General features: G+C 62.4%; 18 protein-coding genes and 2 tRNA genes. 8 read left to right on the top strand and 12 right to left on the bottom strand.

Annotated elements, in window-relative coordinates; translation table 11 throughout:
* Positions 1-15 precede the first annotated feature (15 nt).
* Positions 16-2,247 (top strand): glycoside hydrolase family 3 C-terminal domain-containing protein, encoded by a 2,232-nt coding sequence (locus ACFRFQ_RS17170; protein WP_378659921.1) that lies wholly within the window; start codon positions 16-18, stop codon positions 2,245-2,247.
* Between the two features lie 199 nt (positions 2,248-2,446).
* Positions 2,447-3,784, top strand: a complete 1,338-nt coding sequence (locus tag ACFRFQ_RS17165) for an MFS transporter (protein WP_378659918.1) — start codon at positions 2,447-2,449, stop codon at positions 3,782-3,784.
* A gap of 85 nt (positions 3,785-3,869) precedes the next feature.
* Here the strand turns inward: ACFRFQ_RS17165 and clpX are convergent, their stop codons facing one another.
* From clpX to ACFRFQ_RS17140, 5 genes are all read right to left on the bottom strand, one after another.
* Positions 3,870-5,150: an ATP-dependent Clp protease ATP-binding subunit ClpX gene (gene clpX / locus ACFRFQ_RS17160; RefSeq protein WP_033232860.1), complete on the bottom strand. Its 1,281-nt coding sequence runs from the start codon at positions 5,148-5,150 to the stop codon at positions 3,870-3,872.
* 244 nt (positions 5,151-5,394) lie between these two features.
* Entirely contained in the window at positions 5,395-6,057 is a 663-nt protein-coding gene (locus ACFRFQ_RS17155) for an ATP-dependent Clp protease proteolytic subunit (protein WP_378659912.1), read from the bottom strand.
* A gap of 48 nt (positions 6,058-6,105) precedes the next feature.
* On the bottom strand, positions 6,106-6,693 hold the full coding sequence (locus tag ACFRFQ_RS17150) for an ATP-dependent Clp protease proteolytic subunit (RefSeq protein ID WP_007730960.1): 588 nt from the start codon (positions 6,691-6,693) through the stop codon (positions 6,106-6,108).
* 200 nt (positions 6,694-6,893) lie between these two features.
* Positions 6,894-8,267 carry a trigger factor gene (gene tig / locus ACFRFQ_RS17145; protein WP_033232854.1) on the bottom strand — a complete coding sequence of 458 codons (1,374 nt, stop codon included), beginning with the start codon at positions 8,265-8,267 and terminating at the stop codon, positions 6,894-6,896.
* Between the two features lie 112 nt (positions 8,268-8,379).
* Positions 8,380-8,453, bottom strand: a tRNA-Pro gene (locus ACFRFQ_RS17140).
* Positions 8,454-8,806: 353 nt separating this feature from the next.
* On the opposite strand from ACFRFQ_RS17140, the gene ACFRFQ_RS17135 reads away from it, so the two are divergent.
* Together ACFRFQ_RS17135 and ACFRFQ_RS17130 are read left to right on the top strand one after the other, a co-directional pair.
* Positions 8,807-8,880, top strand: a tRNA-Gly gene (locus ACFRFQ_RS17135).
* A 166-nt stretch (positions 8,881-9,046) separates the two neighbouring features.
* Positions 9,047-9,805: a DUF1542 domain-containing protein gene (locus ACFRFQ_RS17130; RefSeq protein ID WP_378660598.1), complete on the top strand. Its 759-nt coding sequence runs from the start codon at positions 9,047-9,049 to the stop codon at positions 9,803-9,805.
* On the opposite strand, the gene ACFRFQ_RS17125 is transcribed toward ACFRFQ_RS17130, so the two are convergent.
* From ACFRFQ_RS17125 to ACFRFQ_RS17115, 3 genes are read right to left on the bottom strand one after another with little or no spacing between them, the layout of a single operon-like run.
* On the bottom strand, positions 9,802-10,599 hold the full coding sequence (locus ACFRFQ_RS17125) for an Fpg/Nei family DNA glycosylase (protein ID WP_378659909.1): 798 nt from the start codon (positions 10,597-10,599) through the stop codon (positions 9,802-9,804). The genes ACFRFQ_RS17130 and ACFRFQ_RS17125 overlap by 4 nt on opposite strands.
* A gap of 15 nt (positions 10,600-10,614) precedes the next feature.
* Complete coding sequence (locus ACFRFQ_RS17120) at positions 10,615-11,088, bottom strand: ribose-5-phosphate isomerase (protein ID WP_033232848.1); 474 nt, start codon at positions 11,086-11,088, stop codon at positions 10,615-10,617.
* 58 nt (positions 11,089-11,146) lie between these two features.
* A complete protein-coding gene (locus ACFRFQ_RS17115) occupies positions 11,147-11,776 on the bottom strand; it encodes a DsbA family protein (RefSeq protein ID WP_378660596.1) in 630 nt (209 codons plus the stop codon).
* A gap of 154 nt (positions 11,777-11,930) precedes the next feature.
* Here ACFRFQ_RS17115 and ACFRFQ_RS17110 point away from each other — a divergent pair, with 154 nt between their 5' ends.
* Both ACFRFQ_RS17110 and pepN read left to right on the top strand, forming a co-directional pair.
* Positions 11,931-13,175 (top strand): NAD(P)/FAD-dependent oxidoreductase, encoded by a 1,245-nt coding sequence (locus ACFRFQ_RS17110; RefSeq protein WP_378659905.1) that lies wholly within the window; start codon positions 11,931-11,933, stop codon positions 13,173-13,175.
* Positions 13,176-13,232: 57 nt separating this feature from the next.
* A complete protein-coding gene (gene pepN / locus ACFRFQ_RS17105; RefSeq protein WP_378659902.1) occupies positions 13,233-15,812 on the top strand; it encodes an aminopeptidase N in 2,580 nt (859 codons plus the stop codon).
* Between the two features lie 64 nt (positions 15,813-15,876).
* Here the strand turns inward: pepN and ACFRFQ_RS17100 are convergent, their stop codons facing one another.
* The 3 genes from ACFRFQ_RS17100 to ACFRFQ_RS17090 all read right to left on the bottom strand — a co-directional run bounded on the left by ACFRFQ_RS17100 (position 15,877) and on the right by ACFRFQ_RS17090 (position 17,378).
* Positions 15,877-16,356 (bottom strand): DUF5130 domain-containing protein, encoded by a 480-nt coding sequence (locus tag ACFRFQ_RS17100; RefSeq protein WP_378659900.1) that lies wholly within the window; start codon positions 16,354-16,356, stop codon positions 15,877-15,879.
* Positions 16,343-16,606 (bottom strand): hypothetical protein, encoded by a 264-nt coding sequence (locus ACFRFQ_RS17095; RefSeq protein ID WP_033233164.1) that lies wholly within the window; start codon positions 16,604-16,606, stop codon positions 16,343-16,345. The genes ACFRFQ_RS17100 and ACFRFQ_RS17095 overlap by 14 nt, the downstream gene beginning before the upstream one ends.
* A gap of 82 nt (positions 16,607-16,688) precedes the next feature.
* Complete coding sequence (locus ACFRFQ_RS17090) at positions 16,689-17,378, bottom strand: HNH endonuclease (RefSeq protein WP_185993171.1); 690 nt, start codon at positions 17,376-17,378, stop codon at positions 16,689-16,691.
* Positions 17,379-17,539: 161 nt separating this feature from the next.
* Between ACFRFQ_RS17090 and ACFRFQ_RS17085 the strand changes: the two genes are divergently transcribed.
* Positions 17,540-17,935, top strand: coding sequence for a globin (locus ACFRFQ_RS17085; protein ID WP_138872823.1), 396 nt, complete (start codon positions 17,540-17,542; stop codon positions 17,933-17,935).
* A gap of 19 nt (positions 17,936-17,954) precedes the next feature.
* Here ACFRFQ_RS17085 and ACFRFQ_RS17080 read toward each other — a convergent pair whose 3' ends face one another.
* Positions 17,955-18,374, bottom strand: a complete 420-nt coding sequence (locus ACFRFQ_RS17080; RefSeq protein ID WP_378659896.1) for a cupin domain-containing protein — start codon at positions 18,372-18,374, stop codon at positions 17,955-17,957.
* A gap of 148 nt (positions 18,375-18,522) precedes the next feature.
* Between ACFRFQ_RS17080 and ACFRFQ_RS17075 the strand changes: the two genes are divergently transcribed.
* Positions 18,523-20,121: an alpha-amylase family glycosyl hydrolase gene (locus tag ACFRFQ_RS17075; protein ID WP_378659893.1), complete on the top strand. Its 1,599-nt coding sequence runs from the start codon at positions 18,523-18,525 to the stop codon at positions 20,119-20,121.
* Position 20,122: the final 1 nt, after the last annotated feature.

Here is a 20,122-nt window from a genome sequence, read left to right as displayed (position 1 = left end):
ACCGAGAGGACACACGTGACCGAGAACCGCGCGCACGAGCTTTCACTCGAGGACCTTTCCCTCGAAGACAAGGCATCTTTGACCTCGGGATCGGATTTCTGGCACAGCCAGGCAGTTACCGGAATTCCGTCGATTCTGCTGACCGACGGTCCACACGGCGTTCGTAAACAACCGGAAGGCGGCGATGCTCTCGGGCTCGGCCAGAGCATCCCGGCCACATGTTTCCCGCCGGCGGTCGGACTCGGTTCGTCCTGGAATCTCGACCTCATTCGCCGCGTCGGCGAAGCGCTGGGCGACGAGGCCAAAGCCGAGCAGGTCTCGGTCCTCCTCGGCCCCGGCATCAACATCAAACGATCCCCGTTGTGCGGGCGAAACTTCGAGTACGTCTCCGAGGATCCCTTCGTATCCGGCCGCGTGGCCGCCGCGCTGATCACCGGCATTCAGTCCCGTGGGGTCGGCACGTCGCTCAAGCATTTTGCCGCCAACAACCAGGAACACGACCGCATGCGGGTCAGTGCCGACATCGACGAGCGAACCCTGCGGGAGATCTACCTCGCAGGATTCGAATATGCGGTCACGACGGCAGCGCCGACCACGGTGATGTGCTCGTACAACAAGATCAACGGCGTCTACGCGAGCCAGAACCATTGGCTGCTCACCGAGGTTCTGCGCGAGCAGTGGGGATTCGACGGCCTTGTCGTCTCCGATTGGGGAGCCGTGAACGACCGAGTTGCGGCTATCGCCGCCGGCCTGGATCTCGAGATGCCGCCCACGGGTTCCAACGATCAGATCGTCGACGCCGTACGCCGCGGCGATCTCGACGAATCCGTCGTCACCACAGCCGCCGAGCGCGTAGCGACGCTGGTCGATCGCACCGCAAACGCCCGGATCGACGGCCACACTTACGACGTCGAACGTCACCACGAACTCGCCCGAACCGCTGCCGCAGAGTCCGCGGTCCTTCTCGAGAACGACGGTGAGATCCTTCCCCTGACGCCGGGCGGGCACACCGTCGCCGTCATCGGCGAGTTTGCCTGCAGCCCGCGATACCAGGGAGCCGGCAGCTCGCAGGTGGTACCGACCACGCTCGACACTGCACTGGACGCAATCCTGGCCATCGCAGGTTCCGACCGCGTGACATTTGCACCGGGATTCACCTTCGACGGCAAACCAGACAGCGAGAAAGTCACCGAAGCCGTCGACGCTGCCCGCAGATCCGACGTCGCCGTCCTCTTCCTCGGCCTCCCGTCAGCCACCGAATCCGAGGGGTTCGACCGGTCGGACATCGACTTGCCCGCCGATCAGATCGCTCTGCTGAAGGCCGTGCACAGCGCCAATCCGAACACCGTCGTGGTCTTGTCCAACGGTGGCGTCGTCTCGATCATCCCGTGGCGCATGTACGCGGCCGCCATCCTCGAAGGATGGCTGCTCGGCCAGGCCGGCGGGTCGGCGATCGCGGACATCCTGTTCGGTCTCGTCAACCCGTCCGGTCACCTCACGGAGACGATTCCCCTTCGGCTGCAAGACAACCCGTCGTACCTTCACTTTCCGGGGTCCGCGCAACATGTCCGATACGGCGAGGGACTGTATGTGGGATACCGGTACTACGACGCGATCGACCGCGAGGTTGCGTACCCCTTCGGCTTCGGTCGCAGCTACACCACCTTTGCCGTCACCGACACCACACTCACCACTGGCGAGAACTCTGCCGAGGTCACCGTGACCGTCCGCAATACCGGAGATCGGGCCGGCAGCACTGTTGTGCAGGTGTACGTCCACGACGCGAACTCGGGTATCGACCGCCCGACCCAGGAACTGAAGGGCTTTGCCAAGGTCCATCTGGAAGCCGGGGAATCGGCAACTACGACGATCACGCTCGACCCGCGCGCGTTTGCCTACTGGTCGGTCGAGGATCAGGACTGGGCGATCGAAGCCGGGGGTTACGACATTCGCGTCGGTTTCTCGTCGCGCGACATTGCAACCACGGACACGATCACCCTGTCGGGAAACATCGGCCCTCGCCCGCTGAATTCGATGTCCACCATCGCCGAGTGGTTTGCGCATCCGGTCGGCGGCGCAGTTCTCGGTGCCGCAATGGCCGCTGCCGCCACTGAGGATTCCCCGCCGATAGCACCCGAACTGATGGCCATGGCGGGTTCCATGCCGCTCGGCAAACTCGCAGCCTTTGGCCTCGGCATCACGGAGGAGCAAGTAGCCGAACTGGTCGCGGCCACGCAGCAGCCTTAGCCATAACCCTCTGAACTGCGCCTTTCATGTTCATTCTCCTTGCAGCTAGATTTTTATGAACTATTTGGTTAATAATCTTGTGTAGTTGGTGTGGCGTCAGTTACATTCCTTGTATCGCTCTCCGCACAAACGTTCAAAGTACGAACGGCACCACAAGCGGATGTAGAGCCTCCACAGTCGCTTCCACCAGGAGATGAGCATGTCAGCTAGTACGGTCACACCGTCGGGACCTGAGGCGGGGCACTTGACCACAACAGACACCACCAAGGTCAAACGCGCCGCCACGTCGTCGTTCCTCGGCAGCATGCTCGAGTACTACGACTTCTACATCTACGCATCAGCCGCCGCACTCATCTTTCCGACGGTGTTCTTCCCCGACAGCGGACACGCGGCACTGCTCTCCCTCGCGACGTTCGGTGTTGCCTACATCGCGCGTCCCCTCGGCGCCGTGGTCCTCGGACACTTCGGCGACCGCGTCGGACGCAAGAAGATCATGCTGCTGACACTCATCATGATGGGCGCAGCCACCTTCTTCATCGGATGTATCCCGAGCGCAGACTCGATCGGAGTGTTCGCCCCGATACTGCTCGTGCTGATGCGCATCGCGCAGGGCATCTCCGCGGCCGGCGAACAGAGTGGCGCGAGCTCACTCACTCTCGAGCACGCGCCGGAAGGTCGACGCGCCTTCTTCTGCAGCTGGACACTCAACGGCACTCAAGCCGGATTCATCCTCGCCAGCCTGGTATTCCTCCCCATCGCCGCACTCCCTGACGATATCCTCTACACCTGGGGTTGGCGAATTCCGTTCTGGGGCAGCCTGATTGTTCTCATTGCCGCGTACATCATGCGACTCAAGCTCGAAGAGCCCGAAGAGTTCATCGAGCAGCAGGACGCCAAGACCGTTGCCAAGCTCCCCGTCGCCGATCTGCTTCGCACCCACAGCGCCAATCTTGTCCGCGTCATCTGCTGCGCCTTCATCGCCGTGGTGTCGACCATCTTCTCCGTGTTCGGTCTTGCCTTCGCAACCACGGAAGAAGTCGGTATCCCCAAGTCGACGATGCTGTGGGTTGCCATTGCCGCAAACGCCGTCGCACTGATCAGCCAGCCCGCCTGGGCGATGCTGTCCGACCGAATCGGCCGTCGGCCACTGTTCATCGGCGGCGCACTGGGCAGCGCGGTCTTCATCTACGTCTACTTCGGCGCGATCGCCAGCGGCAACGTTCCGCTCATCTTCCTTGCCGCGATCGGCTTGATGTCCGTCTTCTACGCAGCGCCCAACGCCATCTGGCCGTCGTTCTACTCCGAGATGTTCAACACCAAGGTTCGCTACTCCGGCATCGCGATCGGAACCCAGGTCGGATTTGCGCTCGCCGGTTTTGCACCAGCCATCGGCAACGCTCTGATGGGCGGCGACAAGACGCACTGGATGCCTGTCGCAATCCTTACGTCCGTCGCCTGCGTCATCTGTGCGATCTCCGCCTTCACCGCCAAGGAAACCTTCCGCACCCCGCTCAAGGAACTCGGCAACCCGATCTAGTCGAACACCCCACATAGAACTGTGGCCCGGTATCTCGCGAGAGATACCGGGCCACAACTGTTTTCAGATTCTACTGCGTGATGTTCTACGCCGTCTTGTCGCGGCGTTCGCCGCGCTCAGGCTTACGCGGGACGATAGTCGGCAGAACGTTGTCGATGACGGTCTCGGCGGTCACCACGACCTTCTCGACGTCGTCGCGACTGGGGATGTCGTACATCACGGGAAGAAGAACTTCTTCCATGATGGCGCGCAGCCCGCGGGCACCGGTGCCGCGGAGGATGGCCTGATCGGCAATCGCGTCGAGGGCTTCCTCGGTGAACTCGAGTTCCACGCCGTCCATGTCGAACAGTCGACGGTACTGCTTCACGAGAGCGTTCTTTGGCTCGGACAGAATCTGAACGAGCGACGCCTTGTCGAGGTTGGTGACCGACGCGATCATGGGCAGACGGCCGATGAATTCGGGAATCAGACCGAACTTGATCAGATCCTCCGGCATGACCTCGGCGAAACGATCGACTGTGTCGAGTTCGGCCTTGGAGCGAACCTCGGCACCGAAACCGATGCCGCGCTTGCCCACCCGATCGGACACGATGCGCTCGAGGCCGGCAAACGCACCGGCAACGATGAACAGCACGTTCGTGGTGTCGATCTGGATGAATTCCTGATGCGGATGCTTGCGTCCGCCCTGCGGCGGAACGCTGGCCTGCGTGCCTTCGAGAATCTTGAGCAGAGCCTGCTGAACACCCTCACCGGAAACGTCTCTGGTAATCGAGGGGTTCTCGCTCTTACGAGCGATCTTGTCGACCTCGTCGATGTAGATGATGCCGGTCTCGGCACGCTTGACGTCGTAATCCGCAGCCTGAATCAGCTTGAGCAGAATGTTCTCGACGTCTTCGCCGACGTAACCCGCCTCGGTCAGAGCCGTTGCGTCCGCAATCGCGAACGGAACGTTGAGCATCTTCGCCAAGGTCTGTGCGAGATACGTCTTACCGCAGCCGGTGGGGCCGAGCATCAAGATGTTGGATTTTGCGAGTTCGACGGTTTCGCCGCGGGCATCGCGGCCCTTGTCGCCGGCCTGGATGCGCTTGTAGTGGTTGTATACAGCCACCGCGAGCGTCCGCTTGGCGGAGTCCTGACCGATGACGTAGTTCTCGAGGAAATCGCGGATTTCCGCGGGCTTCGGCAACTCGTCGAGTTTGACCTCGCTTGACTCGGCCAGTTCTTCTTCGATGATCTCGTTGCAGAGGTCGATGCACTCGTCGCAGATGTACACCCCGGGTCCTGCAATGAGCTTTTTGACCTGCTTCTGGCTCTTACCGCAGAAAGAACACTTGAGCAGATCCCCGCCGTCGCCGATGCGTGCCATCTCGTGAGGTCCCTACTTCCTTCATGTACGTGCACTCGCCAGAACGCAGATCCAGAACCAGCCCGTGATGTGACGGTACCCGTTGTTCCGAACCACGGTCGACCTGTTGTCGGCGATTCGTCGACGGATTATCAAGAATATTGCCGGGAAAATAGTTCAGGCATGTCTTCCACCTGCTACTTCCCGACCAATCCGCCTCGCGTCGCGCACCGAATTTCGGTGGTCGACACGAGGCGGGATTCGACTACTTCTGCGCGCTGAGCTTCCGGTACGCCAGAACGTCGTCGATGATGCCGTATTCCTTGGCCTGCTCGGCCGTGAGGATCTTGTCACGATCGGTGTCGACGCGGATCGTCTGCGGATCCTTGCCGGTGTGCTGAGCCAACGTGTTCTCCATGAGACGACGCATACGCTCGATCTCGGCTGCCTGGATCTCCAGATCGGAAACCTGGCCCTGGATACCGCCGGTGGCCGGCTGGTGAATCAGGATGCGCGAGTTGGGGAGCGCAAAACGCTTACCGGGCGTACCGCCGGCGAGGAGTACGGCAGCAGCCGAAGCCGCCTGGCCGAGACAGACGGTGGAGATGTCTGCACGCACGTACTGCATCGTGTCGTAGATCGCCATCAGCGCGGTGAACGAACCACCGGGCGAGTTGATGTACATCGTGATGTCGCGGTCCGGATCCTGCGATTCCAGAACCAACAGCTGTGCCATGAGGTCGTTCGCGGACACGTCGTCGACCTGCGAGCCGAGGAAGATGATGCGCTCCTCGAACAGCTTGTTGTACGGGTCGGACGTCTTGACGCCGTAGCTGGTCTGCTCCGTGAACTGGGGCAGGATGTAGCGCGACTGCGGGCCCGACGGCGCCTGGCCGCCCAGCGAGTTAGCTCCGAAAAGGTTTGTCATCAGTTCTCCAAAGTATGAATTGGGCAGCGATTGGACGGATCAACCGACTCAGTTGCCGGTGCCGCCGGCCTGATTCGCACGAGAGACGACATGGTCGACGAAGCCGTACTCGAGGGCTTCCTTCGCCGTGAACCAACGGTCACGGTCCGAGTCAGCGGTGATCTGCTCGACCGTCTGACCGGTGTGCTGGGCGATCAGCTCGGCCATTTCACGCTTGGTGTGCTTGAACTGCTCGGCCATGATCGCGATGTCACTGGCGCTACCACCGATACCGGCGGACGGCTGGTGCATCATGATGCGGGCGTGCGGCAGGGCGTAACGCTTGCCCTTGGTGCCGGCGGAGAGCAGGAACTGCCCCATCGACGCGGCGAGACCCATGCCGAAGGTTGCGATATCGCACTCCGCGAACTGCATGGTGTCGAAAATCGCCATACCGGCGGTGACGGATCCACCAGGCGAGTTGATGTAGAGCGAGATGTCTCGCGTCGGGTCCTCGGCCGAGAGCAGCAGGATCTGCGCGCACAGCTTGTTTGCGATGTCGTCGTCGACCTGGGTACCGAGGAAAATAATGCGCTCACGGAGCAAGCGCTCGTATACCGAGTCGCTGAGGTTCAACCCAGCGGTGGCTGAAGTCATGGCGGGACTCTGCAAAGTCTCCAGGTGATTGGAAGTCACGGTACCTGCCTTCTATGTGGATCTTCTTTGCCAAATACGAATTGCTGACACAGACACTAACCAAGTAGGGCGGCACCGGAGTCCCGGTGCCGCCCTACTTCGCTCAAAGCGGAAAACTCATTGCAGCCGATCGTGGTGAAAACACCCGATAACCTGCTTTTTTACTTGTCTTCGCTCTCGGCAGAATCAGACGCCTCTGCGTCCTCGTCGGCCTTGCCGTTACCGAAAAGCTCAGCGGTGTCGACAGCAGCGCCGCTGCTGTCGGTGACGCCGGCAGCCTCGACGACGGCTGCGAGAGCCTTGCCGCGGCGGACATCGGCGAACATCGCACCAAGCTGGTTGGCCTGCTGGATCTGCTGGATGAACTGCTCCGGAGCCATGCCGTAACGCTGCGCCTGGAACAGGATGCGCTCGGTGAGCTCGTCCTGGCCGACGGTGACGTCGTTGGCATCAGCAATGGAGTCGAGCAGGAGCTGCGTCTTGACGGAGCGCTCAGCGGCCTCCAACGTGTCCTTGTCGAACTCTTCGCGGCTGCTGCCCTGCTCTTCGAGAGCCTTGTTCAGAGCCTCTTCGTCGTGATCGAGACCGTGAACGGCGTCGTGCAGCGCAGCGTCGACCTCAGCCTTGACGATGGCCTCGGGCAGCGGAACCTCGACGGTCTCGAGCAGCTGCTCGAGAACCTTGTCGCGGATCTGGCCGGCCTGCTCGACCTTGCGGACGCGTCCGACGCGCTCGCGGAGGTCTGCCTTCAGTTCGTCGAGGGTGTCGAACTCGCTGGCGAGCTGTGCGAACTCGTCGTCCTCATCCGGAAGCTCGCGCTCCTTGACCGTCTGCACGGTCACGGTGACAACGGCTTCCTTGCCTGCGAACTCACCGGCGACCAGAGTCGACGTGAAGTCCTTGGACTCCCCCGCCTTGAGGCCGATGATGGCTTCGTCGAGGCCCTCGATGAGCTGGCCCGAACCGACCTCGTGCGAGAGTCCGCTAGCCGTAGCCTCGGCAACGTTCTCACCGTCGACGGTGGCCGACAGGTCGATGGAGACGAAGTCGCCGTCCTCGACTGCGCGGTCGACGCCCGTGAGGGTGCCGAAACGCTGACGCAGCGAGAGGAGCTGCTCTTCGATGGCCTCATCGGTGATCTCGATCGGATCGACCGTGACGTTGATGGAGCTGAAATCCGGGAGTTCGATCTCGGGGCGCACGTCGACCTCGGCAGCGAATTCGAGGACGTCGCCGTCTTCGAGCTTCGTGACCTCGATCTCGGGCTGGCCGAGTGCCTTCACGCCGGCGCTGGTGACAGCCTCGGAGTAACGCGACGGCAGAGCGTCGTTGATGACCTGCTCGAGCACAGCGGCGCGACCGACGCGAGCCTCGAGGAGGCGGGCCGGGGCCTTGCCCGGACGGAAGCCTGGGAGACGAATCTGCTGCGCGAGGGCCTTGTAGGCCTTGTCGAAATCAGGCTTGAGTTCCGCGAAGGGCACCTCAACGTTGATACGGACTCGCGTCGGGCTGAGCTGCTCGACGGTGCTCTTCACGAAACTTCGCTCCTTCGTCTGGTCTTGCTCATAACTGGCTACTGCAGGTTTGCGGTCTTGCACGACACTCCACTCCTGCGTGTGCAGTAGTGGAGTCTCGTATACGTACTTGTCGGGATGACAGGATTTGAACCTGCGACCCTCCGCTCCCAAAGCGGATGCGCTACCAAGCTGCGCTACATCCCGTTACCGCAAACGTGCTTCTTTGAAACACACTCGCGAAAACAGCCGCGTACTTGCGGCTGCGCCAAACCTTATCGCGCTCTCTACTCTCTCACGAACTCGCCCACCATTTGTACACGGATGGCCTGTACGCGGATAGCCCTAAGCACGTGCAGCCTGCATTCGGCTCGAAACTCCGGTCTGGGCCACCACCACACGGTGAACTAGCCACCACCACACGGTGAACTACAAGCCCTCGCCGAAGATTTCCCTGGTGAGAACGCTTTCGACCCCCCGATTATGAAATCCGCACCCGCATTGGGTACAGTTTCGAATCGCAGACGACGAACACGGCGATCCCGAGTTCGCGTGTGCACGGGGATGTAGCTCAATGGTAGAGCCTCAGTCTTCCAAACTGATCACGCGGGTTCGATTCCCGTCATCCCCTCCATCGGAGGGAAGCTTCCACAAAAATCCGCACCGGCCTCGCCGGTGCGGATTTTTTGTTGCCGCGATCCGTATCCTGGAGTTGTCCGGTTCGATACTGCTCGGAGGCCAACCCCGTGACCACGATTCTTCTCATTCTCGTCGTTCTGGCTGTCGTCGTGTTCCTGGTCATGAAAAGCCAGCAACGCGGTTCTACCCACAGCGCGACACAACTCGACGACGCCAAAGCTGATGCCAGGCAGGCAATCGAGCGACTCGGCGGCCAGGTGTACAACCTCACCGGCACCGACGAACCGTCACGGCAGGCACTGGCCGACGCAGCCGAGCGCTACACCGCGGCGGGCTCACAGATCGATCAGGCTGCGACTCCCGTTCAGGCGCGGCTCGCGAAACAGACTGCGCTGGAAGGGCTTTACTACATTCGTGCGGCCCGCGTCGCCATGGGAATGGACCCGGGCCCCGATGTTCCCACCATCGACGGCCAGAAAGCTGCGGGCGCGGTGACCGAGTCCCGAGAGGTCGAGTTCGAGGGCCGCAAGGTCGCGGCATCACCGACCCCGTCGCCGCGTACCCCCAACTACTACCCCGGCGGCCGCGTCGCCGGCCGGCCCGTTCCGGCCGGTTGGTACTCGGAACCGTGGTGGAAACCTGCCCTCGTCGCGGGCGCCTGGGGTCTGGGTTCGATGATGCTGTTCTCGACCATGTTCTCGGGAATGGCCGGAGTTCCTTACGGCGCAGAAACTTTCGCTGCGGGCGGCGACCAGGGTGCCGCAGATCAAGGTGACGCCGGCGATCAGGGAGGCTACGACCATGGCGATACCGACGACACCGCAGACGGCGGAGGCTACGACGGTGGCAGTTACGACGGCGGCGGTTATGACGGCTACGACGGCGGCGGAATGGACTTCGACGGCGGGATGGACTTCTAAACCGCCTGGCACACGGGGCACCAGAACAGGTTTCGCGCTTTCATGACGGAATGAAGGACCGGTGTTCCGCAGACCCGGCACGGTGATCCCGCGCGCCGGTACACGTAGGTGCGCGGGCGATCCTTGGAGTAGGCCGGATCGCCGTTGTCGTGCTCGGCACGCACGACGTGCATTTTTCCGCGTCGTACGCCGACCTTCATGAGTTCGACCAGGTCTGCCCACATGGCAGTCCATTCGTCGTGGGTGACGAGGTTGCCGGGGCGTTCGGGATTGATCCCGTGACGGAACAGCAACTCAGCGCGGTAGACGTTGCCAACCCCGGCCAGCACTGCCTGGTCCATGAGCAGTGCGCCGATTGCGGTCTTGGACTTCGAGATTCGCGCCCATGCCTTCTGGGGATCGGCGTCGCGTCGCAGTGGATCGGGGCCGAGCCTGGCTTCGATAGCGGCTACCTGCGGCGGCAGCAAGACTTCACAGGCGGTGGGACCACGAAGGTCGGTGCCGAAACCGGCACCGACCATTCGCATCCGGACCTGCCCTACCGGTTCTTCCATCGGGAGGGCGCTGTCGGTGAACTTTCCGTACAAACCGAGGTGTACGTGGACGGTCAGACCGTTGTCGTACGTGTGCCACAGGTGTTTACCCCAGGCATCGGAGCTTGTCAGTACATGCCCGTCCACCAGCGCCGCGTCAGTGGCAAATCGCCCTTGCGGGCTGAGAACGCGGACCGGTGAACCGACAAACTTCTTGGCATGCAACCGTGCCAGTCGATGCAGGGTATGACCTTCGGGCACGGGACTACTTCTCGATCAGGCCTGCGGCAATGCCGGTGCGACGCCGGTCTTCTCGTACTCCGAGAGGATGTCGATGCGGCGCTGGTGGCGCTCTTCGCCGGACCACTCCGTGGCGAGGAAGGCGTCGACGATGGCCAGCGATTCCTCGAGGGAATGCATACGTCCACCGATGCCGATGAGCTGTGCCTTGTTGTGCTCGCGGGCCAGCTTGGCGGTTTCGACGCTCCACGCCAGAGCGCAGCGGGCGCCGGGAACCTTGTTGGCGGCAATCTGCTCACCGTTGCCGCTTCCGCCGAGGACGATGCCCAGGCTTCCCTCGTCGGCGACTACCCGCTTCGCTGCTTCGATGCAGAAAGCCGGGTAGTCGTCCACGGCGTCGTACTCGTGAGCACCACAGTCGATGGCTTCGTGGCCATTGGCTGTGAGGTGTTCGATGATCTCGTTCTTACGTTCGAATCCGGCATGGTCGGCACCCAGGTATACGCGCATGGGGACAATTCTCTCAGGCTCATCCCCCGGCGCGCACCCGGCCCTGGTGCGGTCGAACTCAGTCGAACTGCGGATCCTCGTTGCGTGTGCGCTTGAGTTCGAAGAAGTGCGGGTAGCTCGCTAGCGCAACTGCGCCGTCCCACACTCGGCCGGCGTCTTCGCCACGCGGGATGCGCGAGAGAACGGGACCGAAGAAGGCAACGCCGTTGACGTGGATGGTGGGGGTTCCGACGTCGGGGCCGACCGCATCCATGCCGTGATGATGACTTTCGCGGAGAGCTTCGTCGTACTCGGTCGACTCGGCCGCATCGGCGAGTTCTGCCGGGAGGCCCACCTCGTCGAGTGAACGCTTGATGACGTCGGCAAAGTCCTTGTTGCCTTCGTTGTGGATCTTGGTTCCCATAGCCGTGTACAGGGGCAGCAGAATATCGTCACCCTTCAGCTTCGCAGCGGCGATCGCAACCCGCACCGGTCCCCAGGCCTTGGTCATCATCTCGCGATATTCCTCGGGCAGGTCACGTCCTTCGTTGAGGACGGCCAAGCTCATCACGTGGAATTTCGCGTCGATGTTGCGAACCTGCTGCGCTTCGAGGATCCACCGCGAGGTGATCCAGCACCACGGGCACAGGGGGTCGAACCAGAAATCAGCCCGGTCAGCACTCTTGTTCTCGACTGCACTCACGTAAATAACTCCCTATCGGTCGCGGTCCTCGCGGGAACGAAAAATTTGCGCACCCGCCATGGCAACAATCTTCCCCCACCAATCCTTCCCACATACTCCCGAACCACCTTCTCTCACCAGTAATGTCGAAAGAACACGAGTGCGAAGGAGTGGTTCAACCATGAGCGCAAATCGGAGATTCGTCATCATCGGCGGCGGCTTGGCCGGAGCAAAAACTGCGGAGGCCCTGCGAGAGCGGGATTTCGACGGAGACATCGTCCTTCTGAGCGACGAGGACCATCTGCCGTACGAGCGTCCACCGCTGTCCAAGGAATTCTTTGCGGGCAAGAAGACCCTCCCGGAATTCACGGTCCACGACGGTGAATGGTTCCGCGATCAGCACGTGGACCTGCGACCGGGAACAACCGCAACGGCATTCGACCCCGTCGCGCACACCGTGACTCTCCCCGACGGTTCCACGCTCTCGTACGACAAATTGGCTCTCGCCACCGGTTCGCGTTCTCGACGACTCGATATTCCAGGTGCCGACGCCGACGGTGTCCACTATATCCGCACGATCGACCAGGCGTCGGCGCTGCTCGAGGCGCTCGCCGCGGACAAGAAACTGGTTGTGGTCGGTGCCGGGTGGATCGGCCTGGAAATCGCCGCTTCGGCTCGCGGATTCGGCGTCGACGTAACGATCCTCGAACATGCGAGCCTTCCCCTCGAAGCAACGCTCGGCCCGGAGATGGGTGAAGTGTTTGCCACTTTGCACCGCGCGAACGGCGTAGACCTACGAACGAGCACCGACGTGAAATCCGTCGCGGTCACCGACGGGGTCGCCTCGGGCGTCACCCTCGCCGACGGCAGCGTCGTTCCGGCAGACGCCGTCCTGATCGCTGTGGGCGCCCTCCCCAATATCGAGTTGGCCACTGCCGCCGGTATCGAGGTCGACGGCGGAGTCCTCGTCGATGCGGGTCTGCAGAGCAGCGACCCGGACGTCGTGGCGATCGGCGATATCGCGGCCGCGACGCACCCGATCCTGAATGCACGAATCCGGGTGGAGCACTGGGCAAATGCCCTCAACCAGCCGGCGACTGCTGCGGACACCATGCTCGGCCGGCCGGCCGAGTACGTGAGGATGCCGTACTTCTTCACCGACCAGTACGACCTCGGAATGGAGTATGTCGGGCACGCTCCCCATGGCAGCTACGCCTGCGTGGTGACCCGCGGCGATGTCGAGGGCCGCGAATTTCTGGCCTTCTGGCTCGACGGTGACAACAAGGTTCTGGCGGGCATGAACGTCAACATCTGGGACGCCGGTGATGCGATCAAGGAGTTGGTCGGCGGGGGTGCGCCCGTAGATCCGAAGCGCCTGGCAGACCCTGCCGTTCCGCTGACGGAAGCGTCCGCGATCACGAAGTAGTCCCCGTCATGATGGGATGGACGCATAAAGATCCACACCATCAACGAGGAGATCTTCGTGGCCGCACCGAACCTGACACGCGAGACGGCAGCAGAACGGTCAGCGCTGCTGACCGTCGACAACTACCTGATCGAACTCGATCTCACCGACGGCAACGATGCCCCTGGTGAGGAGACGTTCTTCTCCAAGACCACCGTGACCTTTTCGGCCACCGCAGGCTCGAGCAGTTTGATCGACATCATCGCTGCCCGAGTTCATTCCGCGGTGCTCAACGGCACCCCGATCGATATCTCCGACTACGACGAGGCCACCGGAATTGCCTTGTCGGACCTCGCCGCGCGCAACGAACTGGTCGTCGAGGCCGACTGCGACTACTCGCACACCGGAGAGGGTCTGCACCGCTTCGTCGACCCGACGGACAGTGCCGTCTACCTGTACTCGCAGTTCGAGACCGCCGACGCCAAGCGCATGTTCGCGTGCTTCGATCAGCCGGATCTCAAGGCCACGTTCGATGTCCGCGTCACCGCGCCGACCTCGTGGAAGGTCGTCTCCAACTCCGCCGTCGTGTCGACCCTTGCCGCCGATCCCGGCAAGCACATCTTCCGCACCACACCGAAGATGAGCACGTACCTCGTTGCGCTCATCGCCGGACCGTACGCCGAGTGGACCGACAACTACTCCGACGAGCACGGCAACATCCCTCTCGGAATCTTCTGCCGCGCTTCGCTTGCCGAGTTCATGGACGAAGAGCGCCTGTTCACGGAAACCAAACAGGGCTTCGATTTCTACCACCGAAACTTCGGTGTGCCGTACGCCTTCGGGAAGTACGACCAGTTGTTCGTCCCGGAGTTCAACGCCGGCGCCATGGAGAACGCCGGAGCGGTGACGTTCCTCGAGGACTACGTCTTCCGGTCCAAGGTCACTCGCTACTCGTACGAGCGGCGTTCCGAAACCGTGCTTCACGAAATGGCCCACATGTGGTTCGGCGACCTCGTCACCATGACGTGGTGGGACGACCTGTGGCTCAACGAATCCTTTGCGACGTTCGCGTCCGTGCTCTGCCAGACCGAGGCCACCGAGTACAAGAACGCGTGGACAACCTTTGCCAACGTCGAGAAGTCGTGGGCATACCGTCAGGACCAGTTGCCGTCCACCCACCCCATCGCCGCCGACATCCCGGATCTGGCTGCAGTCGAGGTCAACTTCGACGGCATCACGTACGCCAAGGGTGCCAGCGTTCTCAAGCAACTGGTGGCGTACGTCGGCCTCGACCCCTTCCTCGCGGGACTGCGGGAGTACTTCCGCGAGCACGCATTTGGCAACGCCACCTTCGACGACCTCCTCGGTGCTCTCGAAAAGTCCTCCGGCCGCGACCTCTCCGACTGGGGAACGCAGTGGCTCAAGACCACGGGGCTCAACATTCTGCGCCCGGACTTCGACGTCGACGCAGACGGTAAGTTCACTCGTTTTGCCGTGTTGCAGGACGGCGCAGCCCCCGGCGCCGGTGAGCGCCGCGTGCATCGCATCGCGATCGGCGTCTACGACGACGTCGACGGCAAGCTCGTGCGGAGCCGCCGCGTCGAACTCGATCTCGACGCCACCGACACCACCGATGTCCCCGAACTTCTCGGAGTTCATCGCGGTCAATTGGTTCTCGTCAACGACGACGACCTCACGTACTGCTCGGTGCGACTCGATCCGCAGTCCCTCGCAACGGCGATCGACCGCGTCGGCGATATCGCCGAATCGCTTCCCCGCACTCTGGTCTGGTCCGCGGCGTGGGAGATGACCCGTCAGGCCGAGCTCAAGGCCCGTGATTTTGTCGCGCTGGTTCAGCGCGGCATCAGCGCCGAGACCGAGGTCGGAGTGGTTCAACGCCTCCTGCTCCAAGCGCAGACCGCTATCGGAAGCTACGCAGATCCGGTCTGGGCCGCAGCCGAAGGTTGGGCCGACTTCGCCAACCAGCTCCTCGAACTTGCCCGCGAAGCCGAGGCGGGTTCCGATCACCAACTCGCATTTGTCAACGCGCTCACCGGAGTTGCGCTCTCCCCGTGGCACACGGAAGTCCTGAGCGAATTGCTCGACGCAGATCCCGCGACCGTCGGCCTCGACGGTTTGGTTGTCGACACCGATCTGCGCTGGCGCATTGTCGGAGCTCTCGCCGCGGCCGGCGAAGTGGATGCCGAAGGCCTCGAGACGCCGTTCATCGACGCCGAGGCCGAGCGCGACCCGACTGCTGCCGGCGCCAGACAGGCCGCGGCTGCAGCCGCCGGTCGACCACAAGCTGCGGTGAAGGAGCAGGTGTGGGCAAAGGTGGTCGGCGACGATTCGGTACCCAACATCACGGCGCGGTCCATCATCGGCGGATTTGCCCGAGAAGGACAAGACGATCTGCTCGAACCGTTCGTCTCCCGCTACTTCGACGACATCGCCGCCGTGTGGGAACGCCGCTCGAGTGAGGTGGCGCAGACCGTCGTCGTCGGTCTGTACCCGTCGTGGTCGGTCAGTGCAGAATCCGTCGCAGCGGCTGATCGTTTCCTCGAAGGAGACATTCCTCCCGCACTACGTCGTCTGGTCGTGGAAGGTCAGGCCGGTGTCGTTCGATCGCTCGCCGCCCGAAAGTTCGACGCCGGCTGATGCAGAAAGACCGGTGCCCGCCTCGAGAAAATCGAGGCGGGCACCGGTCTTTGATCACGAAGAACTACGGCGCAGAGATTGCTGCTGCCATGACACGGATTCCGCTGATCAGTCCGTCGATCAGGTTTCCTTCGCTGATGGAGCTCACCGCTGCGGTGGCACCGAGCTGCGCAATGCGGTCGGTGACCCGATCTGCAACGACGCGGCCACTGCGGACCTCGACGACGCGCTGGTTGGGAGATACGGCGATGAGAACCGAACGCTCCGCCTCCGGTGTGGTCGGGAACAGTGCGTCGGCACCGGCCGTCGGATCTGCGCCCAGGTCGCCGACGTACACGTTGAAACGCACCTTGGTAGCACGCGTCGCCTCGGTCAGCGCGACGTCGAGGGCCACGAGATCCTTGGTCGTGAACGGAAGGTCGTCGGTGAACGGCTCCCCTACACGATGCACACCGGAGATACGGCCACTCGCCGTGATGACGCTGCCCATAGGCAGGTCTTCGGGCGCTACTGCGACCGCTGTCGAATGATCACCACTTGCCACTTGCGGTTCCTCCAATCAGATCAGCCGAGCCGGCTTCGATCGCGTGTGCGCTGCCGTGGTGACCGCCGCGAACGGTCACTTCGTCGACAGCACTCCACAGGATGGGAGCGTGATCCCACGACTCACCCAGATGGAACGCCGGCGGAACCGGACCCGGCGTCTTCTTCCCGAGGAAGGACGCACCCGCGAAGAAGGCGGTGATCAGGGCCGGGATCCCAACGTATATCAGTACTACCTCGAGAATGCTCACACCAGATAACGTAGCCCAGAACGCCAGGAAGGACAGCGTCAGGGCCACAAATTATCGAGGCAATTGTTTCGGGCAGTTCGAGTCAGGCGGCACCGACACCGAGATACGGCACCCACGACGGGTGCAGTTCCTTGGTTGCGGCCAGCAATCGCCAGTGCGGACCTGACGGCGGAACCAATTCGGCGCGCAGGGTCCAACCGAGTTCGCTGAGCATCTTGTCGGCTTTGCGGTGGTTGCACGGGGCGCAGCACGCTACGCAGTTCTCCCACGAATGCCCGCCGCCGCGACTGCGCGGTACAACGTGGTCGATGGTTTCGGCTTTAGCGCCGCAGTACGCACATCGGAAATGGTCACGATGCATCAGTGCGGCGCGGGTCATGGGGATGCGCGCGCGATACGGGACGCGCACATAGGTTCGTAGGCGAATGACCGACGGCACCTGCACCGACCAGTCCGCAGAGTGGACAATGGGTCCGAATTCGTCCTCGTGAACCGTGTCGGCTTTACCGCAGGCCATCAAGACCACGGCCCGTCTGGCGGGCAGGGCCGTCAGCGGTTCGTACGTGACATTGAGTAGTAGCACTCGGCGTTTGATCCACTCGGGGACCACGTGATCCGTGGCGAAGTCGGCGGTGTGACCGAATCCGTCAGGAACAACTTCCAGAACAGCCCCTGACGCGTGGTCGTGCCGCGCATCTGCGCGAGCGATGGCACCACGGCCGCCAGCGGGCTGGAGTTGTCGGTGATTTCGTGCAGCGTGTCGGTTCTTCATACGACCTCCGGGAGACTGCCCCCAAGTTGACCACGGAAATTCCGGTTACGCACTCCCATTTCGCACAAAATTGCTCGGATTGCCGGTGAATTTCGGGTGAACGGACCTCCAGCCGACCCGGAAACCGACCACGCCCGCCATCAGGCACAATGGAACACGCCATGAATGACGTACAGCAGACCTTCTACGACGCCGTCGGCGGAGCCGAGACGTTCCACAAGCTCACCGCGCGGTTCTACGAGGAAGTCGCGAAGGACGAGGTTGTTCGCCCGCTGTATCCGGAAGAGGATCTCGGTCCCGCGGAACGCCGCATGCGGATGTTCCTCGAGCAGTACTGGGGCGGCCCGCACACCTACTCCGACGAGCGTGGACACCCGCGTTTGCGGATGCGGCACAATCCCTTCGTGATCGGCCCGATCCAACGTGACGCGTGGCTACGCTGCATGCACACGGCGATCGCGTCCATCGACGAGAAGACCCTGGACGCCGCGCATCGCCAACAGTTGATCGATTACATGGAGATGGCTGCAGCGTCCATGGTCAATTCCGCCATCTGAACAGCTAGCATCTGAATCGCTAGCGTCTGACCATCCGTCCGAGCTTGCGCACAGCCCGAACACCGAACGACACGCTCGGATGCAGCGGCACGCTCAGAATCGCGTGCTTGCGGACGTAATCCTCGACATGCCATTCCGACCAACTGCCGGCACGGAAGAGCGCGGCGTCGCCGACCCGCAACGTGCGCTTCGCGACCCCCTCCGACTCGACCGTCACCGAGCCTTCCAGGATCTGAACGATCTCGTCGGCGCTGAAGTACCACCGGAACCGCCCCTTGGTGCAGTCCCACACATGCGTTGTCGTGGTGCCGTCCTTGCTGGCAGACCACTGCGCGGCACGCGCGACCGGATCCCCGGAAATGATCCAGTCCGCGTTGATCGGATCGTCGTTCAACGGAAGTTGGTCCAAACTCACTGCTTCGATTGCCGACAAGCTCATGATTTTCCCCCCTCGAGAAATCAGTAACACAAAGATTGCCAACGGCAGTGTCTTCGCTCCTGGAAAGTACACCAAGGTGAGGTAAAGAACCACCGAACAGTCGTGTCCAAGTCGTGCGAGTGCTCGAGGTTTGGCACTATGAGAACTTGTGAGTAGCCCCGCGGATTCGACCGTTACCAACCCGTCCACTCCGTCTTGGTGGAACGAGGCGGTTTTCTACCAGATCTATCCGCGATCTTTTGCCGATTCCAACGGCGACGGCATCGGTGACCTCGGCGGAATCGAAGACAAACTCGGATACCTGGAACTGCTGGGCGTCGACGCCCTCTGGTTGAGTCCGGTCATGCGGTCCCCGATGGCCGATCACGGGTACGACGTCTCCGACCCGCGTGACATCGATCCCCTGTTCGGCGACATCGCCGCAATGGATTCACTGATCAGCGCGGCACACGAGCGCGATATCAAGATCACGATGGACCTAGTCCCCAATCACACCAGCGACCAGCACGAATGGTTCCAAGCCGCCCTCGATTCCGCACCAGGTTCCCCCGAACGATCCCGGTACATTTTCCGTGACGGCAAGGGTGAGAACGGCGCGGAACCGCCCAACAACTGGCCCAGCATCTTCGGGGGTCCGGCCTGGACCCGCATCACGGACGCCGACGGAAAACCCGAGCAGTGGTACCTCCACATCTTCGCGAAGGAACAGCCAGATCTGAACTGGGACAACCCCGAGGTTTTCGAGGATCTGGCCAAGACTCTGCGCTTCTGGCTCAGCCGAGGTATCGACGGATTTCGGATCGATGTCGCCCACGGAATGGCCAAGCCCGCAGGTTTGCCCGACCATGACTGGGATCTCAACGAGCTCATGCGCAACGACGACGACGACCCTCGATTCAACAATCCGGAGGTCCACGAGATCCACCGGGGAATCCGCAAGGTCATGAACGAATTCCCCGAGGCGATGACCGTCGGAGAGATCTGGGTTCGCGACAACGAGCGCTTCGGCGAGTACATCCGCCCGGACGAACTTCACCTCGGATTCAACTTCCGCTTGGCAGAAACCGAGTTCGCGGCGGAATCCGTGCGGGCCGCAGTGGAGAACTCCCTCGCCGCAGTGGCCGAGGTCGGCGGTGTTCCCACCTGGACGCTGTCCAACCACGACGTCGAACGTGAAGTCACCCGATACGGCGGCGGCGAGATCGGAACTGCGCGCGCACGGGCAATGGCCCTGGTCGAGCTTGCACTTCCCGGTGCCGCCTTCATCTACAACGGCGCCGAACTCGGCTTGCCCAACGTCGAACTGCCGGACGACACCCTGCAGGATCCGGTGTGGGAACGTTCCGGCCATGCCGAGCGTGGCCGCGACGGATGCCGCGTGCCGTTGCCGTGGGAGGGCACCACTCCGCCCTTCGGGTTCACCACTGCCGCGAGCACGTGGTTGCCGATGCCAGCCGAGTGGTCGGCCCTGACCGTCGAGGCCCAACTCGAGGACGTCGATTCGATGCTCTCGCTGTACCGCAGCGCCCTCGAATTGCGTTCGTCGCGGCCGGAGATCTCGGGTAGCGAAATCGACTGGTACGGGAGCCCTCCCGGGTGCCTGGCCTTTCGTCGACGGGGCGGCTTGATCTGTGCCCTCAACACATCCGATGTGCCGATTTCTCTACCCTCCGGCGACGTCATCCTCAGCAGCGCTCCCCTGGTCGACGGTCTGTTGCCCGTCAACACCGCTGCGTGGCTGATCTGAG

Source organism: Rhodococcus sp. NPDC056743, assembly GCF_042790355.1.
Classification (GTDB): domain Bacteria; phylum Actinomycetota; class Actinomycetes; order Mycobacteriales; family Mycobacteriaceae; genus Rhodococcus_F.
The sequence above is the reverse complement of the archived record's forward strand: the minus strand, read 5'-3'. Positions and strand labels throughout refer to the sequence as shown.

Excerpts from the sequence above, each read along its gene's own strand:
- ACFRFQ_RS17165 (WP_378659918.1), top strand. The coding sequence starts at position 2,447 with ATGTCAGCTAGTACGGTCACACCGTCGGGACCTGAGGCGGGGCACTTG.
- clpX (WP_033232860.1), bottom strand. The coding sequence starts at position 5,150 with ATGGCACGCATCGGCGACGGCGGGGATCTGCTCAAGTGTTCTTTCTGC.
- ACFRFQ_RS17155 (WP_378659912.1), bottom strand. The coding sequence starts at position 6,057 with ATGACAAACCTTTTCGGAGCTAACTCGCTGGGCGGCCAGGCGCCGTCG.
- ACFRFQ_RS17150 (WP_007730960.1), bottom strand. The coding sequence starts at position 6,693 with ATGACTTCAGCCACCGCTGGGTTGAACCTCAGCGACTCGGTATACGAG.
- ACFRFQ_RS17130 (WP_378660598.1), top strand. The coding sequence starts at position 9,047 with ATGAAAAGCCAGCAACGCGGTTCTACCCACAGCGCGACACAACTCGAC.
- ACFRFQ_RS17120 (WP_033232848.1), bottom strand. The coding sequence starts at position 11,088 with ATGCGCGTATACCTGGGTGCCGACCATGCCGGATTCGAACGTAAGAAC.
- ACFRFQ_RS17110 (WP_378659905.1), top strand. The coding sequence starts at position 11,931 with ATGAGCGCAAATCGGAGATTCGTCATCATCGGCGGCGGCTTGGCCGGA.
- ACFRFQ_RS17090 (WP_185993171.1), bottom strand. The coding sequence starts at position 17,378 with ATGAAGAACCGACACGCTGCACGAAATCACCGACAACTCCAGCCCGCT.
- ACFRFQ_RS17085 (WP_138872823.1), top strand. The coding sequence starts at position 17,540 with ATGAATGACGTACAGCAGACCTTCTACGACGCCGTCGGCGGAGCCGAG.
- ACFRFQ_RS17080 (WP_378659896.1), bottom strand. The coding sequence starts at position 18,374 with ATGAGCTTGTCGGCAATCGAAGCAGTGAGTTTGGACCAACTTCCGTTG.